At 70.6% G+C, this 23,292-nt stretch carries 20 protein-coding genes; 4 read left to right on the top strand and 16 right to left on the bottom strand.

Annotation, left to right across the window (positions count from 1 at the left end; translation table 11 throughout):
* Nucleotides 1–6: 6 nt before the first annotated feature.
* The 4 genes from AC3A5K_RS12560 to AC3A5K_RS12575 all read right to left on the bottom strand — a co-directional run bounded on the left by AC3A5K_RS12560 (nucleotide 7) and on the right by AC3A5K_RS12575 (nucleotide 6,440).
* Nucleotides 7–2,931: a TonB-dependent receptor gene (locus AC3A5K_RS12560; protein ID WP_487617883.1), complete on the bottom strand. Its 2,925-nt coding sequence runs from the start codon at nucleotides 2,929–2,931 to the stop codon at nucleotides 7–9.
* A 112-nt stretch (nucleotides 2,932–3,043) separates the two neighbouring features.
* Nucleotides 3,044–4,162, bottom strand: coding sequence for a PLP-dependent cysteine synthase family protein (locus AC3A5K_RS12565; protein ID WP_487617884.1), 1,119 nt, complete (start codon nucleotides 4,160–4,162; stop codon nucleotides 3,044–3,046).
* A gap of 254 nt (nucleotides 4,163–4,416) precedes the next feature.
* Nucleotides 4,417–5,583, bottom strand: a complete 1,167-nt coding sequence (locus AC3A5K_RS12570; protein ID WP_487617885.1) for an amidohydrolase — start codon at nucleotides 5,581–5,583, stop codon at nucleotides 4,417–4,419.
* Nucleotides 5,584–5,642: 59 nt separating this feature from the next.
* Nucleotides 5,643–6,440, bottom strand: a complete 798-nt coding sequence (locus AC3A5K_RS12575) for a sulfite exporter TauE/SafE family protein (RefSeq protein WP_487617886.1) — start codon at nucleotides 6,438–6,440, stop codon at nucleotides 5,643–5,645.
* Nucleotides 6,441–6,630: 190 nt separating this feature from the next.
* Here AC3A5K_RS12575 and AC3A5K_RS12580 point away from each other — a divergent pair, with 190 nt between their 5' ends.
* From AC3A5K_RS12580 to AC3A5K_RS12590, 3 genes are all read left to right on the top strand, one after another.
* Complete coding sequence (locus AC3A5K_RS12580; protein ID WP_487617887.1) at nucleotides 6,631–8,598, top strand: lytic transglycosylase domain-containing protein; 1,968 nt, start codon at nucleotides 6,631–6,633, stop codon at nucleotides 8,596–8,598.
* A 132-nt stretch (nucleotides 8,599–8,730) separates the two neighbouring features.
* A complete protein-coding gene (locus tag AC3A5K_RS12585; protein WP_487617888.1) occupies nucleotides 8,731–10,428 on the top strand; it encodes a hypothetical protein in 1,698 nt (565 codons plus the stop codon).
* A 66-nt stretch (nucleotides 10,429–10,494) separates the two neighbouring features.
* On the top strand, nucleotides 10,495–11,721 hold the full coding sequence (locus tag AC3A5K_RS12590) for a multifunctional CCA addition/repair protein (protein ID WP_487617889.1): 1,227 nt from the start codon (nucleotides 10,495–10,497) through the stop codon (nucleotides 11,719–11,721).
* A gap of 313 nt (nucleotides 11,722–12,034) precedes the next feature.
* Here AC3A5K_RS12590 and AC3A5K_RS12595 read toward each other — a convergent pair whose 3' ends face one another.
* The 6 genes from AC3A5K_RS12595 to AC3A5K_RS12620 are packed head-to-tail and all read right to left on the bottom strand — an operon-like array spanning nucleotide 12,035 to nucleotide 16,432.
* A complete protein-coding gene (locus tag AC3A5K_RS12595; RefSeq protein WP_487617890.1) occupies nucleotides 12,035–12,859 on the bottom strand; it encodes a DUF72 domain-containing protein in 825 nt (274 codons plus the stop codon).
* 29 nt (nucleotides 12,860–12,888) lie between these two features.
* Nucleotides 12,889–13,242, bottom strand: a complete 354-nt coding sequence (locus AC3A5K_RS12600) for a bleomycin resistance protein (RefSeq protein ID WP_487617891.1) — start codon at nucleotides 13,240–13,242, stop codon at nucleotides 12,889–12,891.
* Between the two features lie 18 nt (nucleotides 13,243–13,260).
* Nucleotides 13,261–14,289, bottom strand: coding sequence for an aminoglycoside phosphotransferase family protein (locus tag AC3A5K_RS12605; RefSeq protein WP_487617892.1), 1,029 nt, complete (start codon nucleotides 14,287–14,289; stop codon nucleotides 13,261–13,263).
* 51 nt (nucleotides 14,290–14,340) lie between these two features.
* The gene (locus AC3A5K_RS12610) at nucleotides 14,341–14,766 is read right to left on the bottom strand and encodes a VanZ family protein (protein WP_487617893.1); all 426 of its coding nucleotides are present in this window, start codon (nucleotides 14,764–14,766) and stop codon (nucleotides 14,341–14,343) included.
* 10 nt (nucleotides 14,767–14,776) lie between these two features.
* On the bottom strand, nucleotides 14,777–15,961 hold the full coding sequence (locus AC3A5K_RS12615) for a class I SAM-dependent methyltransferase (RefSeq protein WP_487617894.1): 1,185 nt from the start codon (nucleotides 15,959–15,961) through the stop codon (nucleotides 14,777–14,779).
* Nucleotides 15,962–16,018: 57 nt separating this feature from the next.
* The gene (locus AC3A5K_RS12620; protein WP_487617895.1) at nucleotides 16,019–16,432 is read right to left on the bottom strand and encodes a VOC family protein; all 414 of its coding nucleotides are present in this window, start codon (nucleotides 16,430–16,432) and stop codon (nucleotides 16,019–16,021) included.
* Between the two features lie 287 nt (nucleotides 16,433–16,719).
* On the opposite strand from AC3A5K_RS12620, the gene AC3A5K_RS12625 reads away from it, so the two are divergent.
* Nucleotides 16,720–17,451, top strand: a complete 732-nt coding sequence (locus AC3A5K_RS12625) for a pteridine reductase (protein ID WP_487617896.1) — start codon at nucleotides 16,720–16,722, stop codon at nucleotides 17,449–17,451.
* Between the two features lie 120 nt (nucleotides 17,452–17,571).
* Here the strand turns inward: AC3A5K_RS12625 and AC3A5K_RS12630 are convergent, their stop codons facing one another.
* The 6 genes from AC3A5K_RS12630 to AC3A5K_RS12655 form a co-directional block, all read right to left on the bottom strand.
* Nucleotides 17,572–18,405 (bottom strand): DUF6159 family protein, encoded by an 834-nt coding sequence (locus tag AC3A5K_RS12630; RefSeq protein ID WP_487617897.1) that lies wholly within the window; start codon nucleotides 18,403–18,405, stop codon nucleotides 17,572–17,574.
* A gap of 110 nt (nucleotides 18,406–18,515) precedes the next feature.
* Complete coding sequence (locus AC3A5K_RS12635) at nucleotides 18,516–19,778, bottom strand: glycosyltransferase (protein ID WP_487617898.1); 1,263 nt, start codon at nucleotides 19,776–19,778, stop codon at nucleotides 18,516–18,518.
* Complete coding sequence (locus tag AC3A5K_RS12640) at nucleotides 19,763–20,344, bottom strand: hypothetical protein (protein ID WP_487617899.1); 582 nt, start codon at nucleotides 20,342–20,344, stop codon at nucleotides 19,763–19,765. Before AC3A5K_RS12640 ends, AC3A5K_RS12635 begins: the two co-directional genes overlap by 16 nt.
* A complete protein-coding gene (locus AC3A5K_RS12645; protein ID WP_487617900.1) occupies nucleotides 20,334–21,497 on the bottom strand; it encodes a glycosyltransferase in 1,164 nt (387 codons plus the stop codon). Before AC3A5K_RS12645 ends, AC3A5K_RS12640 begins: the two co-directional genes overlap by 11 nt.
* Nucleotides 21,485–22,441 carry an NAD-dependent epimerase/dehydratase family protein gene (locus tag AC3A5K_RS12650; RefSeq protein WP_487617901.1) on the bottom strand — a complete coding sequence of 319 codons (957 nt, stop codon included), beginning with the start codon at nucleotides 22,439–22,441 and terminating at the stop codon, nucleotides 21,485–21,487. Before AC3A5K_RS12650 ends, AC3A5K_RS12645 begins: the two co-directional genes overlap by 13 nt.
* On the bottom strand, nucleotides 22,426–23,292 hold the full coding sequence (locus AC3A5K_RS12655) for an MBL fold metallo-hydrolase (protein ID WP_487617902.1): 867 nt from the start codon (nucleotides 23,290–23,292) through the stop codon (nucleotides 22,426–22,428). Before AC3A5K_RS12655 ends, AC3A5K_RS12650 begins: the two co-directional genes overlap by 16 nt.

Below are 23,292 nucleotides of genomic sequence, written 5' to 3' on the forward strand. Positions count from 1 at the left end.
GCCGGATCAGAAGTCGAAGCCCACGCGCGCGTACCAGTAGCGGCCCGGCAGGTCGTAGGTCGAGGCGTCATAGCCGTTGAGGCTGCAGCTCAGGCACACCGGCGGTTCCTTGCCGGAGAGATTGTTGACGCCCAGGCTCAGCCGGGTGCCCTTGAACCACGCCGTGTTGTGCCAGGCCACCTGCAGGTCGTGGTACGTGGTCGACCCGATGCCGTTGATGTCGTTGGCGGGGTCTTCGCAGATCGCGAAGTCGCGCGCGCTGCCGCAGGATTCGGTCAACCGGTCGATGTAGCGCAGCGTCCACGCCAGCGACCACGGGCCCCGCGTCCAGTCGGTGACCACGGTGCCGGTCCACTCCGGAATCGCGCTGTTGTTGACCTCCACGCCCGGCCGGCGCGGCTCGGGATTGCCCGATTCGTTGACCAGCTCGTAGCGTGTGACCCAGGTGGTCTTGGCATCGAAGCGCAGGCGGCCCCAGTCACGGGTGGGCAGCGTCCAGCCGGCGGTGAAATCCCAGCCGTCAGTCTTGATGGTGCCCAGATTGGCCAGGATGTCGTCGAAGCGGATGATCTGGCCGCGGGCGCTGCGGTCGTACGAGGCGCAGGCGTCGGCGTCACGGGTGGCGATGCAGCGCTCGAGGATCGCCTGCGCATCCGGCGCCTGGATCGCATCGGTGATGTGGTGCCGGTAGAAGGTCACGCCGAGATCCAGACGATCCGACCACGAGACCTCGTCGGCGAACGACGGGCTCCACACCGCACCGACCATCAGGCTGCGGCTGTGCTCGGGCTCGAGCGCGGCGTTGCCCGACGTCACCACCGAGATCTGCGAATTGGTCTGCTCGTACCCGGCCGGCACGCCGTCCGCGGCGCAGGCAGGCGAGACCACGGCAGCGCCCGAGCACGGATCGACCAGGGTCGCGTCGAAGCGGCTCAGCGTGCCGTAGAGCTCGCCGATCGACGGCGCGCGGAAGCCCTCCGCATAGCTCATGCGCAGCAGCAGTTCGTCCGCCGGCTGCCAGCGCAGGCCGACCTTGCCGGTGGTCTCGCCGCCGAAGGTCGAGTAATCCGAATAGCGGCCGGCGAAGCTGAAATCGAGGCTGTCGCCGAGCGCGGAATCGCGCAGCAGCGGCAGGTTGAATTCGGCGTAGACCTCGTTGACGTCGTACTCGCCGCGGGTCGCGCCCGAGGGCACGCCGTTGTACTCGCCGGCGATGGTGATCGCGTCCGGCGTGTAGCTGCCCTCGTACTTGCGGTACTCGTAGCCGGCGGCGAACGAAAACGCGCCGGCCGGCAGCTGGAACAGGTCGCCGGTAACGTTGGCCGACACCAGGCTCAGCGTATTGCGGCTTTCGTCGCGCACCACCGGCTGGATGAAGGCCAGCATCTGCGACGTGATCGTGCCCGGCCCGCCGAACAGGTTCAGCGGCGTGCAGCCGGCGATCGCCGCACAGGCGTCGGGATCGCCCAGCGCCTCGTTGATGCGGCGGATGTTGTAACTGCCGGTGTTGACCTGCTCGGCGCGGCTCTCGCTGCGCATCAGGTTGACGTCCCAGTTCCAGGTGCGCATGCCCACGCCGAACGTGCCTTCCAGTCCACCGGCGGCGTACCAGGTCTTGACGTCCTGGGTGTAGCGACGCGGACCGCCTTCGACCGGACGCCGCGCCAGCAGGAACAGGTTGGCGTCGTCGCCGACCGTGGTCAGGTCGAAGCCGAAGGGATTGAACGGATTGCGCGCCGAGATCACCAGTGTGCTTTCGGCGTAGGGGTTGTACACACCGGCATCGGTGCCGAGGAAGATCGGCTCGGGCGCGGCCTGGTTGGACGAGGTGCGGGTGTTGTAGAGCACACGGGCATAGGCCGAGGCCTGCGGCGTGAACTCGAAACGCACCTGGCCGAACACCGACTTGCGCTCCGACGGTGTCAGCAGCAGGTTGTTGGGCGCGAAGTTGTAGCGGTTGGCGCCGGTGAACGGAATGAAGTCCTCGAGCGTCGCATCCGGCGTCCGCGTCTCGCCGTTGGGAATCGTGATGTTGCAGGTCGCGCTGCCCGGAATCGGCACGCCGGCCTCGGTGCGGTCGAGCGGACATCGACCGCCGAAGGCATTGTCGCCATCGGGCGATGCGAACACGAACCGCCCACCCGGCGTCGCCGAACTGCCGTTCGCCAGGCCCGTGCCCGGGACCGGCACGCTGGCATTGGCGAAGCGCGACGACGCGATCTCGCGCTGCTTGAAGTACGACGCACCGACGAACCACTGCGCGCGGTCGGTACTGCCGCCCCAGCCGAGATCCGCGCCCGAGGTCGCGCCGCCGAGGTCGTCGTACTCGCCGTAGTGCAGGTCGAGGCTGCCGCCCTGCGCGTCGCGCCGGGTGATGATGTTGACCACGCCGGCGATCGCGTCGGAGCCGTAGATCGACGAGGCGCCGTCCTCCAGCACTTCGATGCGTTCGATCAGCGCGAGCGGAATCGTATTGAGGTCGACCGCCGAGCCCACGCCGGACGCCGAGGATTCGTTGACCCAGCGGATGCCGTCGACCAGCACCAGCACGCGTTTGGCGCCCAGATGCCGCAGGTCGACCGTGGCCGCGCCGGCGCCGACACCGCCGCCATCGGGCGGAAAGCCGAAGTTGCCGCTGGAATTGAACTTGGTATTGAGCGCCGCGCCCGAGGCCGTGAGGTTCTGCACGATGTCGGCGACCGAACTGAAGCCGCTGCGCTGGATGTCCTCGCGCGTGAGCACCTGGACCGGCACCGCGGTTTCCATCTCGGCCTTGCGGATGCGCGTGCCCGTGACCTGGACGGTGTCGAGCGTGCGCGCTTCCTGCGCCGTGGGCGCGGCATCCTGAGCCGCAGCGGCAGGTGCGACGAGCAGCAGCAGGGACAGCTGGACCGCGGCGGTCAGCCGGTGGCGATGGGGAATCAGGGTCATGCGGGCGCTCCGTCCTGGGGATGTGGGCCGTCGGCGTCCCCGTATCGCCGACCCTTGCGTTGTAACGAATCCTTAACCTGTCCGCACCTGGGGTCAACCCCAGCTTGACGCGTCAGGCCGTCGGCGTCCGCCGCGCCACCGGCAGCGCCGGCAGCGGCGCCCCGGTCTCGGCCGTGGCCCACACGCGGGCGTCTGCATCGGCCATGTCGAAGCCCTGCGCCTGCAGCCAGTCCGGGTTGTAGTAGCTGTGCGCATAGCGCTCGCCGCCGTCGCAGAGGATGGTCACGATCGACCCCGCCTGCCGGGCCTCGCGCATCGCTTCGGCGACCTGCAGCACGCCGACGACATTGGTGCCGGTGGAACCGCCGACCCGGCGCCCGAGCCGCGCGTTGACGTAGCGCATGGCGGCCAGACTCAGCGCATCGGGCACCTTGACCATCGCCTCGACGCAGCCCGGGATGAAGCTGGGTTCGGCGCGCGGCCGGCCGATGCCCTCGATGCGCGACGGCGGCGCAGGCGCGATCGCGGCGTCGGCGGTCGCGCCGTCGAGGCTGCGCACGTAATGGTCGAAGAACGCCGAGTGCTCGGGATCGGCGCACAGCACCCGGGTCTCGAAGCCGCGATAGCGCGCGTAGCGGCCGATCGTCGCGCTGGTGCCGCCGGTCCCGGCGCTGCACACGATCCACGCCGGGATCGGATGCGCTTCCTGCGACATCTGCTTGAAGATCGACTCGGCGATGTTGTTGTTCGCGCGCCAGTCGGTGGCGCGCTCGGCGTAGGTGAACTGGTCCATGAAGTGGCCGCCGGTCTCGCGCGCCAGCTGCACGGAGGCGTCGCCGATGCCGCAGGCGCTGGGCACCAGATGGCAGCGGCCGCCCTGGAATTCGATCGCGGCGATCTTCTCCGGCGACGTCGACGCCGGCATCACCGCAACGAACGGCAGGCCGAGCAGGCGCGCGAAGTAGGCCTCCGACACCGCGGTCGAACCGCTCGACGCCTCGACCACCGTGCTGCCCGCGTGCAGCCAGCCGTTGGCCAGCGCATAGAGGAACAGCGAGCGCGCCAGCCGGTGCTTGAGGCTGCCGGTCGGATGGCTGGATTCGTCCTTGAAATACACGTCGATGTCGGGGAAGCCCGGCAGCGACAGTGGGATCAGATGGGTGTCGGCCGACCGGTTGAAATCGGCTTCGATCTTGCGGATGGCCTGGGCCACCCAGTCGCGCTGGGACATGGGGCACTCACGAAAGACGACGGCGCGCCGACGTGTGCCTGCGGCGCGGCGCACAGCTTACGCCGCGCGGACACGCCTCCGGCACCCCGGCAGCGCAACGCAAACGCTGTGGGAGCGCGCTTGCGCGCGATCGGGTGATTCAGGAGCAGCCCCCGTCGCACGCAAGCGCGTTCCCACATCGGACCCGAGGTGTGCGCGCATCGAATCAGAAACCCGCCCGCATCGGGGCAGGGACGGGCCCGGTCTGCGCCCGCTCAGCCCAGCCGGCGACGCACGATGCGGTCGAACACGGCCGCCGCGACCGGCAGCAGGCGGTCGTCGAAATCGAAGGTCGGGTGGTGGCACATCGCGCTCTCCTGGCCGAGGAACAGGTAGGCGCCCGGCCACTGTTCGAGCATGTAGGAGAAGTCGTCCGAGAACGGATACGCGCGCAGGTCGGTGGCGACGTTGTCCGCGCCCAGCACATCGGCGCAGGCCTGCGCGGCGAGCGCGGCCTGGGCCTCCGCATTGACGCAGGGCGGGCAGGAATGCGGCACGGTCAGCGCGACCGTGCAGCCCGACATCGCGGCGTAGCCGTCGCACAGCGCGCGCAGGCGCGCCAGCAGCGCCTCGTGCACGTCCTTCGACAGCGCGCGCACGGTGCCCGACAGCGTGGCCTGCGACGGGATGATGTTGTGCGTGCTGCCGGCCTGCAGCGAGCCGACGTTGATCAGCGCCGCTTCCATCGGATCGATGTGGCGGCCGACGATCGCGGGAATCTCCACCGCCAGGCGCGCGGCGACCTGCAGCGGATCGGTGGCCTTGTGCGGCGCCGCGGCGTGACCGCCGACGCCGTCGACGGTGATCTCGAACACCGCCAGCGACTGCAGCGTCGCGCCGCTGCGCACGCTGGCGCGACCGGTGCCGAGCAGCGGCATGTTGTGGAAGGCGTAGACCTCGTCGCAGGGGAAGCGCGCGAACAGGCCGTCCTCGGCCATGCGGATCGCGCCGCGCCCGCCCTCTTCGGCCGGCTGGAAGATCAGCACCACGCGGCCCGTGGCCGGCGGATGCGCGACCAGGTGCTGGGCCGTGCCCAGCAGCGCGGAGGTGTGGCCGTCGTGGCCGCAGGTATGCGCGGTGCCGTCGCGCTGCGAGCGGTAGGCGACGTCGTTCTGTTCCTGCATCGGCAGCGCGTCCATGTCCGCGCGCAGACCGATCGACAGGCCGGGCGCGCCGCTGTCGATGATCGCCACCACGCCGGTACCGCCGAGGCCGGTGTGAACCTCCAGCCCCAGCGCGCGCAGCGTGTCGGCGACCAGCGCCGAGGTGCGCTGTTCCTCGAAGCCGAGTTCCGGCCAGGCGTGGATCGTGCGTCGCCAGCCGGTCATCGTCGGGGCGAGCGCCTGCAGCGCATCGGGCACGTTCGGAAGGGCGGTGGTCATGGCAGGTCCTGCGACATCGGGGTCGGCATGATTGTGTCCAGCGCCCGCCGGGTCAAACCTCACCACAGCAGCAGGCTGGCGCCGATGCAGTACAGGAACACCGCGAACACGCGGGTCAGCGCGCGTCCGCTGATCGCATGCGCCAGCCGCGTGCCGTAGGGCGCGGCCAGCACCGACGCCAGCGCGATGCCGATCGCACCGGGCAGATAGACGTAGCCCCACGACGGCGGCGGCAGCACGCCGGCAGGCGCCTGCAACGCGTAACCCGCGGCCGCCGACAGCGCGATGAAGATGCCCAGCGCCGACGACGTGCCCACCGCGCGCACTGGCGAGACGCCCAGCCACACCAGCAGCGGCACGGTCATGCTGCCGCCGCCGATGCCCACCACCGACGACAGCGCGCCGATACCCGCGCCGGCGCCGGTCATGCCCGGGCCCTTGGGCACGATCGTGTTGCCGCCGGTCGCCGGCGTGCGCGACAGCAGCAGCTGGGTGCCGGCGACCGCGCAGTACGCGACCACGCAATAGCGCAGCACGTCGCCGTCGAGCAGGATCGCGAACTTGCTGCCCAGCCAGGCGCCGACCAGCACGCCCGGCACCATCCACGCCACCGTGCGCCAGACCACGCTGCCGCGCAGGTGATGCGCGCGGGCCGAGGACGCGCCGGTCAGGATGATGCTCGCCAGCGCGGTCGCGAGCGACGCGTGCATCGCCGCCTCTTTCGAGATGCCGAACAGCGGCAGCACCCAGACCAGGCCGGTGACCAGCACCAGCCCACCGCCGATGCCGAGCAGGCCGGCCAGCAGTCCGGCCACCGCGCCCAGCGCCGGGAACAGCAACATCCACCACGTCAACATCCAGACACCTTTCCTGCGCGGAACGGAATGCGCAGCCCGACAATTCTAAGGCGCGCGCCTCGCGAGGCCCGGCCGGCCACATGCAACGGTGCTTGTCGAAGCACGCCCGCCGCGCGGCGAACCGCTGCCACAGGGGCTTCAGACAGGCTTCGCTATAGTCGCCAGCCCCGGAATGCAGGACCCGTCGCCGATGCCGAGCCGAACCGCCGCCACCGCCCGCGCCGTCCATCGCCGCCGCGTCTGCGCCGTCGCCATCGCGGCCACGTTCGCCTGCGCACTGCCGGTGATGGCGCAATCGGGCAGCGACGATGCCGCGTTCCGGACGGCGATGCAGGCTGCCGAGCGCGGCCAACCGTCGCCGCCGGCGATGCGCGACCATCCGGCCGCGGCCTGGCTCGAACTGGCCGCGCTGCGCCGCAACTTCGACACCCTGCCGCTGGCCGACGGCCAGACCTTCATGACCCGCTACGCCGGGCAGCCGGTGGCCGAGGTGTTCCGCGAAGGCTGGCTGCGTGCACTGGCCACCCGGCAGGAGTGGCAGGGCGTCCGCGCGGCGTGGTCGCCGTCGATCACCAACACCACGCTGCGCTGCATCGAGCTGGACGCGCGCGCGAAGACCGGCGCCCTCGACGCGCAGTGGACCCGTGACACGCAGGCGATCTGGCGCAGCAGCGGTGCATCGCTGCCCGACGCCTGCAACGCGCCGCTGCAGACGCTGGCCCAGCGCGGCGAACTCGGCGACGCGCTGCGCTGGGAACGGTTCGAACTGGCGACCGCCGAGCAGGACGCGGCGATGATGCGCGCCATCGGCCGCAACCTCTCGGCCTCCGAACAGGCGCTGGCCGAGGATTACGCCGCCTTCATGCAGGCGCCGCACGCGCGCGCCGCGCAGTGGCCGAAGACCGCGCGCAGTCGCCTCGTCGCCTCGCACGGGCTGGCGCGCTTCGCCAAGGACGACCCGCTGGCCGCCGAGGCGCAACTGCCGGCGATCGCCACGGCGCTCGGCTTCACCGAAGCCGACACCGGCCGTGTGCTGTACCAGGCCGCGCTGTGGACCGTCGCGTCCTATCTGCCGGATTCAGCGCGCCTGCTGGGCCGCGTGCCCGAGAGCGCCTACGACGAGCGCCTGCACGAATGGCGCGTGCGCGAGGCCCTCGCACGCAAGGACTGGGCCGCCGCGCTGACCGCGATCCGGAAGATGGGCGACAGCCAGCGCAGCCAGTCGCGCTGGACCTGGTTCCAGGCGCGCACGACCGAACTCACCGGCGACCGCGCCGGCGCGCAGCCGCTGTACCGCGCGGCGGCGACGCAGCCCGACTTCCACGGTTTCCTCGCCGCCGACCGCGTCGATCAGCCCTACGCGCTGTGCCCGCTGGATTTCTCGCCGTCGAGCGAGGCGCGTGCGAAGGTCGCCGCCGATCCTGGACTGACGCGTGCACTGGCGCTGTACCGCATCGACCGCCCGGGCTGGGCGACGCGCGAATGGACGGCGGCGCTGCAGGGATTCGACGACACCCAGCGCCGGATCGCGGTGCAGGTCGCGCAGGAGAGCGGCTGGTACGACCGCGGCGTGTTCGGCCTCGGCCGCCAGCCGGAGGAAACGCGTCTGTACACGCTGCGGTTCCCGCTGACGCAGCAGGCGCTGATCGAACGCGAGTCGCGCCGCCAGAACCTGGATCCGGCCTGGGTCGCGGCCGAGATCCGCGCCGAAAGCACGTTCAATCCGAACGCGCGTTCGCCCGCGGACGCCCGTGGCCTGATGCAGGTGATGCCGGCCACCGGCGCTGCCGTCGCCCGTCGCCTGGGCCTGAGCTGGAGCGGACCGGACAGCCTCTACGACCCGTCGACCAACGTCGCCATCGGCACCGCCTACCTGCGCGAGAAGAAGGACATGTACGGCCTGCCCTACGTGGCCATCGCCGCCTATAACGCTGGGCCCACGCCGACCGGCCGCTGGCTGGCGCAGCGGCCGGACATGGATCCCGACATGTGGATCGAGACGATCAGCTATCGCGAGACGCGCGAGTACGTCGCGCGCGTGCTGGCCTTCAGCGTGATCTACGACTGGCGCATGTACGGTCAGGCCGCGCCGCTGGAACCGCGCATGCGCGGGGCCGAGGCGCAGCGCACCAGGCGCTTTGCCTGCCCGGCGGGCTGAGTCCGCACGTCGACGGTGCACCGCGCCTGCGCGCGCAGCGTCGGGCGGCGATAATGCCCGGCTCTTCGCGACGGATCGCGCACGCCAGGTGCCGGACGGCGTGGATCCCGTGGTGCAGAAGGACGGCGTTGGATGACGAGGTGGCGTGAGGTGTGGCCGGGCGTGTGCCTGGCCTTGATGGCGGCATGGCCCGCACTGTCCGTCGGGGCCTCTGCGCCTGCCGACACGGCCGTGGTCTTCGTCGCGCACGACGTCACCATCGGAGAGGACGGCGCGCCGCGGCTGCGCCACTGGGCCTACAACCGCATCACATCGCAGGCCACTGCCGACGGCGGCACGCGCCTGCAGATCCGCCCGCTGTGGACGCAGCCGCGCTGGCGCGGCGGCCGCGGTTCGCATGCGCTCGATCCGGGGTACGCGGACGACCGCGCATTGCGCGACGTTCTCGTCGGCGGCTTCGACCTGGTGCTGCCGGCCGACGGACAGGGCGCGACCCTGCAGGCCGCAGACCCCGCCGCAGCGCAGGCCCTGTCCGCGCGCGGCGCCCGCTACGACACGCTGGCGGCGGCGCAGCTCGAAGCGCTCGGCTGGCGCCCGGTGGACTTGCCCGCCATGCTGGCCCTGGGCCAACAGCTCGTACGCCGCGACCGCACGGGCGACTTCGCGCCGATCGAGACGCGCCTGCAGGTGCGCGCGATCGACGACGCGGTCGTCCTGCTCGATCTGACCTTCGACGGCGACCGCCTGCAGGGCCACGGCCGACAGGCAGTGCGCCGGCACGACGGGCAGCCCCTCGAGACGCGTCTGTATCTCCTGCGCGGCAGCGACCCCGCGCAGCCCGCCACCACGCACCGGCTGCACCTGGTGGACATGTCGATCGAGCCGGCTCTGGATCTCGAACCCGATGACGCGCAGCCGCGCGGCATGACCGAGGTCTTCAGCGAGATGCTCGCCCAGCCGCCGTTCTCGGCACCGTCCGACGATCCCGCGCACTTCACGCTGCATCCGGTCGCCGAAGGCGCGCTGGAAACGTGGATGTTGCCGAAGGAGGCGCTGCCGGGCATCGAAGACATGCTGCTGTTCGGCCTGCAGTCGCAGCACGAAGGCGGACGACCCCTGATCACGATCGGTGCCCACAGCCGGACGCCCCAGCCCGCCGACACGCAGCCCTTGCAGCTCGCCTGGCTGCGCATGCGCGGCGTGACGCTGCGCGATCCGGCCGGTCGACCGCTGCCCGGCGTCGACGCCACGGTCGTGCAGCCGCGCCTGGTGATGCACGATCGGCAACGCGTGCAGGAAGGCCAGGCGCAGTTTCCGTTCCGGCTGCCGATCGATCTGCAGCCATCGGCGCTGGCTGCACTGGATTCGATCGAGACCGATGTCACCGTGAGCACCTACGCCTGGGATCGCGCGGAAACCGTGGCGCGCAAGACGCAATCGGGCCACAACCCCGATGCGCGCGTCACCTGGACCTCGCCGCGCCGCGTGACCCTCGTGCAGCCGAACAGCCTGCCCGGCCAGTCGCAGGGGACATGGACCACGGCGGTGCCGCTGGATGCATCCGGTCGCGAGATTCCGTACGCGCAGGTCGTCATCAGCAGCGCGCTCGAGGTACCCGGCGACTGGCGGACGCCGGAGACGATGCCGAGGCTGCGACGGGAATCGGACTATGTGCCGCAGCGGCTGGAGATCGCCACCGCGACGCCGATCGCGGCCCTGCGCCTGCGGCATTACACCTGGCAGGCGCTGCCGCAGACCTGGACGTTCCGCGACATGCGCACCCGGATGACCGACGCCGAACGCGACGCGTACGAGCAGGAATTTCGCTGAAGCCGCAGGCGCGACCGATTAGGCTGTGCACCGGTTTCCTGCAACGGGCGACAGAACGCGATGCCCATGAAGATCCATCTCGTCGGTGGCGCCGTGCGCGACCGCCTGCTCGGACAGCCGGCAGGCGATCGCGACTGGGTCGTCGTGGGCGAAACCCAGGCGTCGATGGAAGCCGCCGGTTTTCGCGCGATCGGCCGTGATTTCCCGGTATTCCTGCATCCGCAGACGCAGGAGGAGTACGCGCTCGCGCGCACGGAGCGCAAATCCGGACGCGGCTATCGCGGGTTCGTGGTCGACGCCGATCCGTCGGTGACGCTGGAACAGGATCTCGGCCGCCGCGATTTCACGATCAATGCGATCGCCGAAGCGCCGGACGGCACCCTGGTCGATCCCTACGGCGGCGCGCGCGACATCGAAGCGCGCGTGCTGCGCCATGTCGGCGAAGCATTTTCCGAAGATCCGCTGCGCGTGCTGCGCGCCGCGCGTTTCATGGCCCGCTTCGCCCCGCTCGGCTTCACCGTCGCCGCCGAGACCCTGGCGCTGATGCGCGGCATGGTCGCGGCCGGTGAACTCGAAGCGCTGACGCCCGAGCGCGTGTGGCAGGAGCTGTCGCGTGCGCTGGCGTCGAAGCAGCCGTCCGCGTTTCTGCGCACGCTGCACGACTGCGGCGCACTCGCCGTGGTGCTGCCGGAAGTCGATGCCCTCTACGGCGTGCCGCAACGCGCCGAGTACCACCCGGAAGTCGACACCGGCGTGCACCAGGAACTGGTCAGCGACATGGCCGCGCGTCTGGCACCCGGCGATGCGGTGATCGGCTTCGCCGCACTGACCCACGACCTCGGCAAGGCGCTGACGCCGCACGACCAGCTGCCGCGCCACATCGGCCACGAACACGCCGGCCTCAAGCCGCTGGACGCGCTGTGCGCGCGCCTCAAGGTGCCCGCCGCGCAACGCGAGCTCGCCGTCGTCGCCTGCCGCGAACACCTCAACGTGCACCGCATCGCCGAACTGCGCGACACCACCCTGCACGACCTGATCGCCCGCTGCGACGGCTTCCGCAAACCCGCGCGCATCGACCAGCTGGCGCTGGTCTGCGAATGCGACAAGCGCGGCCGCCTCGGCAGTGCAGACGACGCCTATCCGCAGGCCGAAATCCTGCGCCGGGCGCATGCCGCCGCCCTGGCGATCAACGCCCGCGACATCGCGGCGGACGGCATCACCGGACCCGCGATGGGCGAAGCGCTGCGCAAGGCCCGGATCGCGGCGATCGCGGCGGTACGCGCGCCGGACTGAGCGCGCTTTGAACGCCTCGGATTGTTGCGCGCCTTGTGTCGTGCGCGTACGGGGGCGGCGGCCGGAAACGCATACGGCCGTGACCGTGGGTGCCGGCGATTCCACAACGCATTGAATGCGCGGACGCGCGTCACGGCAGGCGGGACGGAACTTCCGCCATGTTCCGTGGACGACCTCGATAACGCGCTTGCGTGCCGGAATGTTCCACACACGCCAACTGCGGCGACATCGACCCGGCAGATGAGAGGCGCACACCGCATGACGGACAACGAACGCCGCGGTCCAGCGCCAGGCCGCGATCAGGCGTCCGGGCTCAGAGCCGCTGCTGCAACGCCATCGCCGCCGCGGGGTTGCGCGCCTTCTCCGCGCCGATGAAGAACACGAACACTTCGCGTGGCGTCGCCGCAGCGGCGGTGCGCTCACCGATATAGGGCAGGTCCGAGGGCGCCTCGCCGCGTGCCCACTGGCGCGCGCGTTCGGCCCAGGCGTCGAGCTGCAGGCCCGGATAGCCGTCGCGGTGCTGCTCGCGACTGGCCATCAGGCGCGCGTAGACGAAGTCGCCGCTGAGATCGGCGAAGGACGGGTAGTCCGGCGCATCGGTGAACACCGACGGCACGCCGTGTTCGCGCATCAGCGCAAGATAGGACGGCGTCTGGAAACCCGGATGCCGGACTTCCAGCACATGCCGCAAGGACGCGCCGTCGAGTGTGCGCGGCAGCAGATCGAGGAAGGCGGCGATGTCGTCATGGTCGAACGCACGACGCGGATCGAACTGCCACAGCACCGGACCGAGCCGGCTGCCGAGCTCGGCCAGGCCGCCATGGACGAAGGCCTCGATCTTCGCGCCGGCATCGGCCAGCGTGCGCGCGCCGACGATCGCGCGCGGCGCCTTGACCGCGAATACGAAGCCCTCGGGCGTCTCGTCGCGCCAGCGCGCATAGACCTCGGGCGGCTGCGCGCCGTAGAAGGTGCCGTTGATCTCGATCGCGGTCAGGTGCCGGCTGGCGTATTCCAGCTCGCGCTTCTGCACCAGACCCTTGGGATAGAAGTTGTCGCGCCAGGGCGCGAAGGTCCAGCCGCCGATGCCGGTGCGGATGCCGTGGACGGGCTTGGGTGCATCTGCGAACAGGTCGTCCATCGGGCTCTCCGTCGCGCCGGTCGGCGCGATCAGTCGGGATGCTGCGCGAAGCGCAGGCGGTTGTGATCGGGATCGACGAGCACCATCTCACGCGTCCCCCAGTCCGTGTCCCACGGCGCCGTCACGATCGGCACGCCCGCGGCCGCGAAGGCCCGCGCGCAGGCATCGACATCGGTCACCTTGAAATACACCGCGCCGCCGACCACGCAGTCGCCGGCATGGGCGGTCAGGAACAGCGTCTGCCCGTCGCGCGTGAGCCGCGCGAACAGCGGCATACTGGCCTCGAAGCGGTGTTCCCAGTCGACCACGAAACCGAGCGCGCCGTAGAACGCGAGGCTGCGACCGGCGTCGGTCATGCGCAGCTGCGGGATGACGGTCTGCATGGCGACGGGGCCTGCGGATCAGCCTGCGGCGAGCCGCGGGCGCACGTGGCGGTCGAGCAACGCGCCCAGCGGCGCGAGCGCGGCATCGAGCGGCACCGCCGCGTCGAGATAGGCGAGAAACCGCGATGCGTCGGCGAGGTATTTCGGCTTGCTGTCGCGATGGTGCAGGCGCGCGAAGATGCCCATGACCTTGAGGTGCCGCTGCACGCCGGTCAACGCGGCATCGTGGACGAACTGTGCGCGCGCAGGCACCGGTAGACCGACCGCCTGCGCGCGCGCGTGGTACTGCGCCAGCCACGCATCCGCCTGCGCGGCAGGCCAGCTGTGGAAGGCGTCACGCAGTAGACAGGCCACGTCGTAGGCGATCGGCCCGGTCACCGCGTCCTGGAAATCCAGCACCGCCACGCCGCCTTCGACCGGCATCAGATTGCGCAGCATGAAGTCGCGATGCACCAGCACCTGGGCCTGCGAGAGCATGGCCTCGACCAGATGCGCCTGCACCGATTCCCAGCCGGCGCGTTCCTCGTCCGACAGGGTCACTCCGAGATGCCGGCCGAGGAACCAGTCGTCGAACAGTGCGAGTTCGCGCCGCAGCATCGCCGCATCGAAGGCCGGCAGATCGTCTGGCGGCGTGATCGCCTGCAGCCGCAACAGCTGTTCGAAGGCCGCATCCATCAATGCGTCGGCATCGAGCGAGTCCAGGGCCTGCAGGCAGGTCTCGCCGCCGAGATCCTCGAGCAGCAGGAATCCCGATTCGACATCGCGCGCCCGCACGTGCGGCACGCGCACGCCGTGCAGTTCCAGCAGATCGCGGATGCGCAGCCACGGGCGCACGTCCTCCAGATCCGGCGGCGAATCCATGACGATGCGCGACAGGCCGTTCGCTTCGCCGCGCCAGTAGCTGCGGAAGCCGGCATCCATCGACGCGCGCATGAGCGTCAGCGTGGCATCGCCGCTGGCTTCGCGGGCCCAGGCCAGACGCGCGTCGGCACGGGCGGCATCGTCGGCGGGCGCAGGGGACACGTTGGGAGGCAGGACAGCGGACATGCGGTGGACCAGGTCGGGGACGGGGGAATTATCGGGGAATCGATGTCGCGCTCAGCGCCCGAGTCCGGCCAGCCCGCGCGTGTCGAACTGCAGCAGCAGATCGCGGAACGGCGTGAGCCGGGTCGACAGGCCCACGATCACGCCCAGCGTGTTGGCGAGGGCATCGGCCGGATCCTGCATGCGCGTCTCGGTGAGCGCGCCCTGCGCGTATTCGAGGCCGATGCCGAGCAGCACCAGGCCGACGCCGGCGCCGAGCAACGCGGGCCAGCGCGCGTAAAGCTGCACCGCGGCGGCAGCCAGCGTGAAGTAGGCAAGGAAATGCCCGATCTTGTCTCCATCGGTCACGTCAGGCGTCGGCACCGACGGTGTCAGCGACAGCACCACGACGACCGCGATCGCCACGATCCACAGCCCGCCCCAAAGCGCCGGGCGACGCAGCGGCTTGAACGCGCGTCCGAAACGCGGGCGTCGGCTCACGAGCGCGCGCTCACAGACGGTGGCTCATGTCGCCGATCAGGAAGGCGTGGTCGAAGTCGACGTCCTTCGCGAATCCGATCGCCTGGAAGGCCTCGCCCATTTCGCCGGGCAGCGTGAGCCGCTTGGCCTGCTGGCGCAGCGCATAGCGCCCGGCCTCGTCCGTTGCCAGCGCCTCGTGCGCGGCCAGACGCTGTTCAAGACGGTTGCCGAGCAGCAGCGAAGTCTGGTTGCAGTAGCCGGCGTAATCGAAGCCGGCATGCGTGCCGGCCTCGGCCAGCGCGGTGAAATCGACCGACGCGGTCAGATCCTGCAGGCCCGGCAGCGCGAACACGTCGCCGGTGACCTGGTGGCGATGGAACGCGCGCAGCGTGCCAGCGTCGCGATCGTCGCGGTAGAACTCGCGCCGCGCATAGCCGTAGTCGACGAACAGCATCGCGCCACGGGTCAGGCCGCCGGCGACGGCCTGCACCCAGTACGGCAGCTGCGGCAGCAGCTCGGAACGGTAGCCGTCGGGCAGCGGACCACCGCGCTGGCGCTCGACATGGCGCACGGCCGAGCCGAGCAGCGCATCGGCGGGATGCACGGTACGGCCGAAGCCGTCGCCGTCGCGGGTCACGTACTCCTCGAACACCTCGCCTTCGCCGATGACGAAGCGTGGCGTCGGCAGCGCATCGACGACCTCATTGGCGAACAGCACGCCCTGCCAGTCGCCGGGCATCGGGCCGTCGACCCATTCGACGCGCGCGAACAGATCCGCCGGCAGGCGTTGCTGCAGATGCGCGCGCTGGCGCTCGCGCAGATCCGCGCTGGGTTCGAGGATCGCGTAGCGCGCGGGCGTCGCATCGAGCGCCGCCAGATGCGCCAGCGCATCGCCGGCGAACGCACCGCTGCCGCCACCGATCTCGAAGAACTGCGCGTCCGCGCCGATCTCCCGCAGCACCGGCGCGAACGCCTCGGCCACGCACTCGGCGAACAGCGGCCCAAGCTCCGGCGCGGTCACGAAATCGCCGGCCGCGCCGAACTTCGCCGCGCCGGCGCTGTAGTAGCCCAGGCCCGGCGCGTACAGCGCCAACTCCATGAACTTCCAGAACGGAATCGCACCGCCGGCGGCCTCGATCTGGGCGTGGATCAGCGCACGCAGTTCGGCGCTGTGGGCGAGCGCGTCGTCGCTCGGGGCAAGGGGCTGGCTGGACATGCAGGGCTTCCGGAACAGGCGCGGTCAGGATACGCGAGCCTGCCTGACGGCCTGCCGTCACGCGCGCGCCTTCAGCTCCACCACGTTGCCTTCCGGATCGGCGAAGTACAGCGACGCGCCGTCGCCCTGGGCACCGAAATTCAGCGAGGCCGGTCCGTCCGGTGCGACCCCGTGTCCGGCCAGATGGGCCATCAGCGCGGCCTCGTCGAACGGGGCGATGCGCAGGCAGACGTGATCGACGTTGCGCGCCTCCTCGCCGGGCGCGGCGCCGCCGCGCAGTCCGAGCCGGCCCATCGTGTGCACGAGGTCGATCATCGAAGTACCCGCGCGCAGGTGGACCAGACCGAGATCGTCGCGCCGGCGTTCGACGCTGCAGCCGACGACGTCGACGTAGAACGCGACCGCGCGTTCGAGATCCCGGACGCGCAGCACCACGTGATCGATGGCATCGATGGTGTACGGCGTGGGCATGGTCGCTTCCGATGCGGGTCTGACGGGAGATTACGCCTGCCGGTACGGACCCGGCACATGGCCAGGTCGGCGAGCGCTCGACAGCTCCGGGTGCGGCGGCTTGCACGCCGAAGGCTGGACGCAACCGCCTGCCGCCACCCCACGTGCTGCGTGCCATCGGGCGCCGGCCAGTGCGCGGCCCACAGGATGTCTGCCGCGACAACACCGACCTGTCGCGCTGCGCCCACGACGCGGTCCCGGCGCGTCGCGTAAGGTGAGCCACTGTCGCCACCACCGCCCTGCCCGGCATGTCCGCATCCGCTCCCGTTGTCCTGATCACCGGCGCCGCCCGTCGCATCGGCGTGGCGATTGCCCGTCGCCTGCACGCCGACGGCTACGCGGTGGCGCTGCATTGCCAGCATTCGCGTGACGATGCCGATGCGCTGGCCGCGGGGTTCGAGGCGCAGCGCGCCGCCAGTGCATGCGTGCTGCAAGGCGACCTGAAGGATGCGGCCGTGTTGCCAGCGCTGGTCGAGCACACCGTCGCGCGCTTCGGCCGGCTCGATGCGCTGGTCAACAATGCGGCGGCCTTCGCGCCGACCGCATTCGACGCGACCGGTGCCGAGGCCTTCGATGCGCTGATGGCGACCAATGCGCGGGCGCCGTTCCTGCTGGCGCAGGCGGCCGCGCCGCATCTGCGCGCAGCGCGGGGCGCGATCGTCAACATCGGCGATCTGTACGCCGAGCGCCCGCGCGCGGATCTGGTGGCCTACGCCGCGTCGAAGGCCGCCCTGCTGGGCCTGACGCGCGGTCTGGCCGTCGCGCTGGCGCCGGATGTGCGGGTCAATGCGGTATCGCCCGGGGCGATCCTGTGGCCGGAAGACGGCGCGGATCCGGCGCAGCAGGCGCGCATCCTCGAAGCGACCCCGCTCGCCCGTCTCGGCACGGCCGAGGAGATCGCCGATGCCGTTGCCTGGTTGCTGCGCGGCGGCTTCACCACCGGCGAAGTGCTGCGGCTCGACGGCGGCCGGTCGCTCTAGCGCTCTCGACCTGATCTGCGGCACGCAGCATCTGCTGCAAGGGCGCGCTTGCGCACGAACAGGCGTTCCAGCGCGGCCATCGCGCGCAAGCGCGCGGCTGCAGTCGGCTGCGGCAAGGATCTAGCGCTTGGGTTCGAACGCGTGTTCGAGCTGCGCACCGGAGAAGCCCGCAGGCACTTCGTGCGACACCGCGTAGCGATACAGCGCCGCGGAATAGATGCCGGTCAGCGCCGCCTGGTAGATCGCCAGCAACATCAGCCCGAGCGCGCACAGCACGCCGATCACGACGCCCAGTGCGGCCGACGTCATGAACGCGACGTAGGTCAGGGCGACCGCGGCCACTGCGCACAACCCGGTCAACAGACCGAACGCGGCGCCGATGCCGACGCTGCCGAGCGCGTTCTCGCCCCAGGTGCGCTTGAGCAGCGCGACGCTCTGCTTGAGGGCATCGATCGGGCCGACATCGCGGCTGACCAGCACCGGCACCACCAGGAAGGCCGCCAGTGTCCATGCAACGCCCAGGCCGCTGCCGAGCAGCCGCACCAGGAAATTGTTGTCCTTGTGCTTCATCGTCTGCAGCAGCACGCCCACGGTCGCAGCGATCGCCGCGTAGCCGAGGATCGCCGGCAGGCGACGCTTCGCCGCTGCGAAGCCGTCCGACAGCGACGGATCGCCGCCGTCGAGGCGGATCATCGCGGCGGCCACCAGCGCGGCGTTGAAGAACACGATCACCGCGTACTGGCAGAAGTAGAAAACGAACGCGAACAGCAGGCTGGCGACGCCGATGCCGTGTTCGAACACGCGCAGCGCGAACATCGGCAACGCGAAGGTCGCCAGCACCACCAGCGAGGCCAGCCCGGACAGCACCGGGAACAGCATCAGCTCCTGGTCCGAGCGCAACACGCCTGCACTCGCCTTCACCAGGCCCCAGCTCCGCGACAGCGTCTCGAACATGATCGGTCTTCCCCTGTGTGTACGCGACGCCGTCACTTCGACGTCGACTGGATGGTGTCGCCCGGCGGGCGCGATGCCCAGTGACAGAGGTCACCTTCTGCCCTCGGGCTTTACCACGACGTATCGTCGGCGACCGATGTGACCAGCGGATGCGCGGCGAGCTTCGCGCGCACCGCGGCCTGCAATGCGGGCAGGCCCGCGAACAGCGCGGGCTCGGCGAATGACCGGCGCACCGCACCCTCGAGGCCAGCCGGATCGCGCAGCCACAGCGCCGCGCGCGCGTGCTCCAGGCGCGCGGCGTGGTCGAACTGGTCGTAATCCTGCGGGCAGACGATCGCGGGCCGTCCCGCCGCCAGGCACTGGTAGAGGATGCCGGCGCCGCCGTGGTGCACGACGAGGTCGTAGTGGCCGATCCAGCGCGCATAGTCGATGTAGGCCAGGCGCTGATGGTTGCCGGTGTGGTCGTGATGCCCTGCAGTCGCGTCGCCATCGGTGAAGTGGAATTCCACGTCCGGCATCGCCGCGGCCAGCGCGCGCAGACGTAAATCGAATGCGTCCTTCGCCCAGCGCAGGTGCGTGCCCAGCGTCACCAGCACATGGCGGCGGCCTTCGACGAAACGCGGCGCCGGGCGCTGCGCCAGCCAGGGCGTCTCGGTGCCGGGCGCCGGCAACTGCGGTCCGACGAAACGCAGCGCCGCTGGCCAGGTGCGCGGAAACTCCAGCGCCTCGATGCCGAGCGCGAGGATGCGTTCGGGCGAGTAGACCGCCTCGCTGCCGTCGTCGCGGTACAGCCGCGGCAGGCCCAGCGCGGTCATGCGTCGGCGATACGTGCGATGCACGCCGCCCTTGAAGCCGCGTACGGCGAGCCGCGCCAGCGCGTGCCGAAGATGCTGGCCTGCATGCGTCGCAGGTGACAGACCGCCCATGTAGGCCGGCGGTCCGTCTGCCGATTCGAGCACGCACGGCGACGGCAGGCTGGTCCACCAGCGGATGCCGAGCGACTGCGCGACCGCGCCGGCGGCCGGCACGGTGAAGTCGGCGATGACGAGTCCGGGTCGCATCGCCGCATCCGCGTACGTGTCGCGCAACGCCTGCGCGAAACGCGCCATGACGTCGAGCGCGGCGCGCAGTTGCCGGTGCATGCGCAGCGGATGGTTGCGCACGGCGTGGCGCGGATCGGAGATCGCATCCAGCGCGTGTTCGGCGTCGGCATCGAGCAGCGGCACGCCGACCAGACCGGCACGGGCGATCTGCGCCAGTGCCGATGGCGTCGACAGCACGCGCACCTCGTGATGCGCGGCGAGTGCGCAGGCCATCGCCAGCACCGGATGCAGATGCCCGCTGTAGGGCGGCGCGATCAAGTCGATGCGCATGGCGTCGCCGCGATGAAGTCTTTGCACAGCGCCAGCACGTCGGGCTGGCGCAGGTAGTCCATATGACCGCCGTCGACGCGACGCACCGGCCCGCGCCAGCCGACGCGCGAGATCCAGTCGCTGCGGCCCTGCACGCACAGCAGTCGGGCGACGTCCGGCGCGTGTCGCGCGACCGGGCCGTAGGCCAAGACATGCAAGCGCGCGCGCAGCGAGGCGTCCAGGTGCAGGTTCGCCAGCAGTTCGAGGCCGCAGCTGCCGGCCAGCAGCACGGCGGCCCCATCGCCGTCGAACGCGGAAGCTACGGATGCGCGGTGACGGCTGGCGAATGCGGGACGACGCGCACCGATGTAGTCGCCGAGATTGCGCCACGCGGCCAGCGGCAGCGGGACAGCGACGTGTCCGCCATCCCGCGCGGCATATGGAAAGTTGCGATCGACCAGTTCGCGGCCCGGCGCCTGCAGCGCATGGAGAAAGGCGTGCTGCTCCGGACTCAGCCCACAGCGCGACGGATCGCTGCGCCCGGTGAGGAACGCGATCCGGATCGGCGTGGCGGCTTCAGGCGACATGGAAGCTGCCATCGGCATGCACGCGATAGCGCCGGCTGCGCCAGCGCACCGTGCGCACGCAGACCGCGTGCAGCAGGTGCAGCGGCTGCAACAGCTCGGCCAGCAGCGACAGCAGCGGGCGCTGCGGCGCGGAGACGCCGAGCCTGCGCTGCAGCCAGGCGGGCACCGCTGCGCGCAGTGCGAGCATGCCGACCGCGCAGACCGCGCCCGTCACCGTGGGCTGCAGCGCCAGCGCGATGAGTGTCGCCCACAGCAGCAGGGGCGGCAGGCCGTGCAGCAGCGTGATCAGGACGCGCATGCGCAGCGGCTGACGTCGCAGCAGCAAAGTCGCGAACAGCATCCAGCGATGCATCTGGCGCAGGTAATGCGCGGGGCCGTCGATGCTGGTGCGCACGCGCACCGGGGCGATGGTTTGCGCGATGCGGCCACCGTGCGCCCGCACCTGGTCGGCCATCGCCAGGTCGTCGGCCAGAGCGTGCAGCAGCGGCGCGAATCCGCCCAGCGCGCGCAGGCGCGCGGTGCGCAACGCGTAGCACATGCCGTTGATCGAGACCGGCGGCGCCCACATCAGCGGCGCGAGATAGGTCAGGGCCGCGTTGTCGTTGACGAACTGCGCCAGCAGTCGACCCGGCAGGCGTTCGCCATCGTCGACGTAGCCGGGCAGCGCCGTCGCGATGTCGGCGGTGCCGAGTGCCGCGACCAGACGCGCGAGCGCGTCCGCCGACAATGTGGCGTCGTCGTCGAGCACCAGGCATACCGGCGCTTCGATCGCAGCGAGCGTGCGGTCGAGCTTGAAGCTCTTGGGATTCACGCCGTCGGGCGCGGACGGATTGAGGTGCACGACGATGGCGGCGTGCGGATGCGTCGCCTGCAGGGCTGCGATCACCGACTGCGCGTGCGTGTCGCCGTCATCGATCAGCCAGTGGAAGCGTGCATCGGGCAGTGCATCGAGCGTCCCGCCCAGTACGTCGATCAGCCGCGGATCGCCTCCGAGAATCGGCTGCAGAACCGCGACCTCGTGCATCGCGAAAGCAGCATTCGCGCTCGGCAATGCTGTCTGCCGGTGGATTTCCCGGGATGCGCAGACCGCACGCAAGGCCAGCAATGCGCCGTACGCGCAGGCGAGCACCACCGCGAAACTCAGGCCGCCCACTGCGCCCGCTGCCAGGCGATGAAATCGTCGATGCCGGTGTCGATCGACACGCTCGGCGGGCCGAGATCGGCGAGCATGCGCGCCGGATCGAATGTCTTCGAATACGCGAACACGCCCACACCGAATCGCGTCAATGGCGGCTCGCCGCGCAGTCGCAAACCACGCCACAGCCACTCGGCGACGGTCGCCATGCGCAATGCAGCGCCGATGCGCACGCGGCGTCGCGGCGGCGGCAGCTCCAGACGCGCCAGCACGTCGAGCAGCAGGGCCTGGATGTCGACCGGCTGCGCGTTGGTCAGGTTGTAACTGTCGGCCGGGCGGTCCATCGTCGCGACGCGCAGCAGGTAGTCCGACAGCGTGTCGATCTGGATCAGATCGCCGACCACGGGCCGGTCCTGCCCGGTGAACAGCGGCAACGCGCCGCGACGCGCGGCTTCGAGGATGCGCGGAAACAGCACCGTGTCGCCGACGCCGAACACCGCCCGCGGCCGCACGATCACGTGCTCGCCGGGATAGTCGCGCACCAGCTCTTCGCCGGCGTACTTCGTCTCGGCGTAGGTGTTGACGAACGTCGGGCCGACCGGGCTGTCCTCGCGCAGGTCGACCTGGTGCGCTTCGCGATAGAACACCGAACTCGACGACAGATAGACCAGCCGCGGATAGCCGTTGCGACGGCAGAAATCGATGACGTGCCGGGTCGCGTCGACGTTCTGCGCGATGTACTCGGCGCGCGTGCCCCACGGCGACGAACGCGCGGCGGCATGGATAACGACATCGGGCCGCACCGGCAGATCGAAGGGCTGGCTGAGATCGCAGCGGATGTAATCCGGTAGATCGCACGCGCGTCGCCCGGTGCCGGTCAGCTGCAGATCGGCGCGCCCGGCATGACGGCGCAGGAACGCCCCGCCGACGAAGCCGGATGCACCCGTCACGAGGATGCGCATGCGGGTCCTCCATGCGTCGCCGCGCGATACGTGTCGAGACTGGCCTGGCAATGCGACGGCAGGATCGCGACGTCCGGCGCGGCGTGCGCGAGCGTGTGCAGCCGTTCGACGGTGCGCACGTAGGCCGCCCAGTCGTGGGTCACCAGCCGCGCCGGCCAGGTCGGCAGGCGCCGTTCGCGGAACGTCAGATGCGACCAGCACGCATCGGCGCACAGCAGCACCGCACGGTCCTTCGCGTCGCGCAGGCACAGACCCATCTGCCGCGGCGCGTGGCCCGGCATCGGCACCGCGAACAGGCTGCCGTCGCCGAACAGGTCGAATCCCTCGCCCAAGGTGTCCCAAGGCGCCGGCAGCGCGCGTGCAACGCCATCGCCTGCGTAGCGCACGCGCACATCGAAATCGGACGGGAGCAAGGCCGGTAGCCAGCCGTTGCGCAGGCCGCGCACGCGCGACATCGCGCGCATCGACTCCAGATCCTCGCGCATGCACACGAAGCGCGCGTTCGGCAGATCGCGCAGGCCGGCGATGTGGTCGGCATGGAAATGCGAGACCAGGCACCAGCGGATGTCGGCCGGTCGCAGGCCATGCGCGGCGAGCTGCACCTCGAGCCGCTGCGCCTGCGGCAGGTCGACGGGCGTCGCCCAGCGGTACAGGCGCTCCGGGAATCCAGCGGTCGCGTCCATGAAATGCGGCGCGTAGCCGGTGTCGTAGAGGATCGCGCCCTCGGTGGGATGCACGATCAGCGCGACCATCGACGGAAACGTCACGTTGCCCCAGCGCCCGCCGGCCAGCGTGACGCGCTCGCAGTGGCGGCACTGGCCGACATCGAACAGGGTCAGGTCGACGCGCAC

Source organism: Luteimonas sp. Soil_C_5, assembly GCF_057656615.1.